The organism is Kitasatospora sp. NPDC054795 (assembly GCF_053611565.1).
In genome coordinates this window covers 1-3003 of sequence record NZ_JBSHAP010000275.1, presented here as the reverse complement: position 1 = coordinate 3003, position 3003 = coordinate 1, and the positions used below count along the sequence as shown (strand labels likewise).

Genomic DNA, 3003 nt, shown 5'->3' with positions numbered 1-3003 from the left:
GTCGCCGCCGAGGCCGGCGATGCGCTCGCCCTCGACGGCGAGGCGGTCGCCCTCGACGACGCCGCCGGGAAGGACCAGGCGGGCGCCGGCCAGGGTGATGCGGTTCGTGACGGTCACGGGTGGGTCCTGGATGCCGTCTTCGCCGGCCCGAGCGCCGTACAGCAGGCGACGGTGCTACGGAGCCACCGGCGGAGGGCAGTTGACACGCTTCGGCCTCACGGAATCTCGGGGTCAGGGCATGGGTGGCTGCTGTTGTCCCAGCCGGATCATTTGTACGGGGACCTGCTCGTTCTTGACAAGATGACGGGCAAAATTAGCAGCAACACGCACTCAATGTGCAAAGTCCGAGCACGAGTGCCCCTGCCGACCGGCCCGACCGCGCAGTCACCGGTCGCGTGCGGGGTCTACCGGATCCCCGCGGTCGGTCGACTACGGCAGGGTCCAGCGCTGGTTCGCGCCACCGTTGCAGTCCCAGATCTCCAGGGGGGTGCCGTCGGCCGTGGCCGCGGCGGGGACGTCGAGGCAGCGGCCGGACTGGACGCTCTTCAGGCTGCCGTCCGGCTGGGGCGTCCACTGCTGGTTGGCGCCACCGGTGCAGTCCCACAGCTCGACCGCGGTGCCGTTGACGGTGCCGCCGCCGGTGACGTCCAGACACTTGCCGTTGTGGGTGAGGGTGCCGTTGGAGCGGGTCCACGCCTGCTGGGCGCTGCCGTCGCAGGCCCAGAGCTGCACGGCGGCGCCGCTGGTGCCGGCGGCGGGGCGGGCGCAGGTGCCGGGCAGGGCGGAGGCGATCGGGCCGGTGTGGGTGGTGGGCGTGCCGGGGGTGAGGGCGAAGTTGTCGAACTGGTCGGTCTGGTAGCCGGTCACGCCGAGGCCGGCTCGGCCGTTGGTGAAGCTCGCGTCGGTGGCGCTGCCCACGGCGGCGCCGTCGATGCTCGCCGTGAGGGTCTCGTTGTCGAGGGTGAGCGCGACGGTGTGCCAGCGGCCGGTGCCGAGGGCGGCGGTGGTGCCGCTCGCGAGGGTGGTGAAGTTCCAGCTGGTGTCGCTCTTGTCGATCGACCAGGCGCCGGTGTCGCTCACCCGCAGGTGGTAGGCGTTCAGGCCGTTGTTGTTGCGGCCCTGCTGGTTGGCCCGGCCGAGGAGCTCGACGGTGCCGGACTGCTCGAACATGGTGTCGGCGGTGACGGTGTAGTTGGACCAGCTGCCGTCGCCCATGATCGTGTACGGGGCGTTGTGGCGCTCGTCGGTCCAGCGGATCGGCGAGGTCGGGGCCATCTGACGCAGGCAGGTGCCGGTGCGGCCGCCGCCGCAGGCGACGGTCTGGAAGGCGCCGTTCATGTCCGTGAAGTACTTCGGCGAGGTGGTCGTGGCCGGAGTGTCGAAGCCGTCCGCGTAGGGCAGCTTCATCGGCGCGGCGGCCGGCGGGGTGGCGGTGCCCTTGCCCTGGCCGGTAGTGGTGGTCACGGTGTAGACCCGGCCGGGCTGGAGGGTGAGGGTGTAGCGCCCCCCGGACGGGGTGACGTCCTTCTGCTTGACGAACCACTGCGCCGGGTCGTTGGAGTCGAGGTCGGTGGACCAGACGTGGACCTTGCCGGTGGACAGGCCGCCGGAGACGGTGAAGTTCGCGGTCTGGGCGGCGGTGGCGTCCAGGGTCTCGATGACGGTGCTGTAGTCGCGCTTGTTCGTGCTCTTCAGCGTGACGTAGCTGCCGTTGGCGCGCGCGCCGCCGAGATAGCCGCTCGCGGCGTCGATGTAGCTCCAGCCGGGCTGGGTGAACTGGGTGGTGTGCGCCGTGACCCAGGTCGTCCTCCCGATGCCGTAGTTGCCGGACCACGGCTGGTTGGCGATCGACATGCCGTCGGTGGAGAAGAAGAGGTCGGGGTAGAGCGCGGCGATGACCGGCCAGTTGATGAACGAGGTCATCCTCCCGTCGAGGTAGCCCCGGTTGATCCCGCGCGCCACCGCCGGGGCGCCGCTGTTGAGGTCCTGGGAGCCGTTCTCGCTCGCCCACAGCGGCTTGCCGAGCGCCTGGGCGGTCGGCGTGCTCGGGCACTCGGTGAAGGAGCTCATGTACCCGCAGGGGTAGTGCACGCCGACGACGTCGACGGCGTTCTTGAACGCCGGGTCGGCGGCCATGGCGTCGGCCACCTCCCAGGTGTCGTCGGCGGCGACGACCTTGGTGGCGCCGTAACCGCGCGCGACGAGCGTGCTCTTGAGGTTCTCGTACCAGGCCTTGTCGAAGCCGCGCTCGTTCCAGCCGCCGAGGTAGGAGACGTTCAGGTGGTGCTGGCCGGCGCAGCCCATCCACGACATCACGTAGTCGATGGAGTCCTGGGACCAGAAGTTGCCGCCGCTGCCGGTGTTCCCGATCCAGCCGGGGGCGCCCCAGGACAGGCCGATGAACGTGATGTCGGGGTTGCGGGCCTTGGCCTGGTCGGCCAGCCACCACTCGTAGCCCTGGTTGCAGTCGACGGTGCCCCTGGTGTGCTCGATGCTCGGCTCGGCGCCGTCGGTGGAGTTGGTGTCGCCGCCGATCTCCAGCTTCAGCACTTGCAGCGAGGCGCCGTAGCCGGGCTTGAACAGGTAGTCCAGCAGTTGGCTGCGCTGGGGCTCCGGATAGTCCACCAGCAGGCGGGAGTTGCCGCCGCCGCCGGAGATCGCGCCGACCCCGTCGAAGGTCAGGCCCGGCTTGGTGCCGTCGACGGTGATGGCAGTGGAGGTGGCGGCGGTGGGGGTGGTGGCGCTCTCCGGCGCGGCCAGGGCGGCCGGCGGCGCGGCCAGGCCGCCGAGCGCGCCGGCGAGGACGAGCGCCGCGCTCAGCGCGGTGCGCCAGGTCGAGGAGGGATGTTGACGGCCCATGGGCGTCTCCGAGGTGGGGAGGGGTGGGGGCGGTGTTGCTCCGTGCCGGGCCCCCCGGCGGGGCGCCCCGCCCCAACTCGGGGGCGGGGGTTGACCCGTCCCCGTACGAGAACGTCCACTTCTGGTTGGACCCGCCGGCGGCCC

At 71.3% G+C, this 3003-nt stretch carries 1 protein-coding gene; it reads right to left on the bottom strand.

All coding sequences use genetic code 11. The features are described from left to right. Positions 1–429: 429 nt before the first annotated feature. A complete protein-coding gene (locus ACWGJO_RS41350; RefSeq protein WP_452190932.1) occupies positions 430–2859 on the bottom strand; it encodes a ricin-type beta-trefoil lectin domain protein in 2430 nt (809 codons plus the stop codon). Positions 2860–3003: the final 144 nt, after the last annotated feature.